General features: G+C 44.9%; 1 protein-coding gene. It reads left to right on the top strand.

Annotated features, from left to right (window positions below):
• Window positions 1–457: phage holin family protein (locus KDK19_RS13880; protein ID WP_257287931.1), on the top strand; the 457-nt coding region annotated here is incomplete at its 5' end.
• Window positions 458–1,177 lie beyond the last annotated feature (720 nt).

Below are 1,177 nucleotides of genomic sequence, written 5' to 3' on the forward strand. Positions count from 1 at the left end.
GATTCGTTTTTCTTCAGGCACATCGGGTACGTTTTTAACCGTTAGACTGGTGACTGCGAAAAATTATTTGTACACCATTATTTACAACAGTAATGGGCAACTGTCTTTCGTTACTTATGAAAACCAGGCCAATGTCCATCAATTTGACGCTGCATTCAAGACCCCGGCGACAAGGTCAATGCGCCCGGTTTTTGTGGGCAATAAAGCCTATCTGGCAGTTGCAGACGCTGATGTTGAGAAGGGTATCCGGCATGTCCGGATGCAGGTGATTTTTCTGAATTTTGAATACCTGCCGCCTATATCCCATCCAGAATTCCCAGACTGGGGTATTGGGCTTATTACAGCGGGTGTTGTGGTCTTGATTGCCGTGGTTTCAGCTATCGTAGCCGTTAAGAAGTTCAAGAGGAAACCACCCGTTCCCGTAAGTGATGCCACGAATGCGTACCAAGGGTTATGATCATTAATAACCACCAAACATTCAGGCAACCAGATCAACCCGCTGATGATCCTCTGGGATTAACGAGAAGACACCTAATATTCCTGTGCAGCGTATTAAAGCCCGGTATCAGCAAATAGGGCCAGCAACGCTTCCACATGAAATCGTATATATTTATCCATACCGATAATGGTGGTTTTTTTGAAGAATGTGCTTACGAGGAGCCAGTAATCTCAGTGCAGCGGCATTAACATCAGGGAATGAATGGAATTTCAGGTTGCAATGCAGTGGCTACTCAGATGATCCTTGTGTTCAGTAGTTTGCTCATATCCATCGTCAGTGACATGAAATTTTCAGCCATGATCTTGTTCAGTCTTCAAGCGATGAATGAATGGATTGATAGCTAACTACCTGAAAGTCGTCGTAAGATGCAGCTTTTAGCGGCAGATGATGAAGAGCTGATTGAATCGCCAACACCCACTGAGACTCACGTCTATTGTTCCTGTTTTCTGAAATAACAGTCTCGACAACTGTTATTTTACCGCTGATCGACAGCGACAGGCATCTCGAATCTTTCCCTGTTTTTTAACCGGACGGCAGTGAATTTTGTGTCCATTTTCACTGCCTCAGATCACCAAATGAAGAATCCAAAGCCAGAATTCTGGAGAGAGGTTATGGGCATTGCGAAAGGCTGGTCTATTGCGGGTTTGGTTATCCTGTTGGCAGCAAGCTTTCTGCAGG

Source organism: Endozoicomonas sp. ONNA1, assembly GCF_024606325.1.
GTDB lineage: Bacteria > Pseudomonadota > Gammaproteobacteria > Pseudomonadales > Endozoicomonadaceae > Endozoicomonas_A.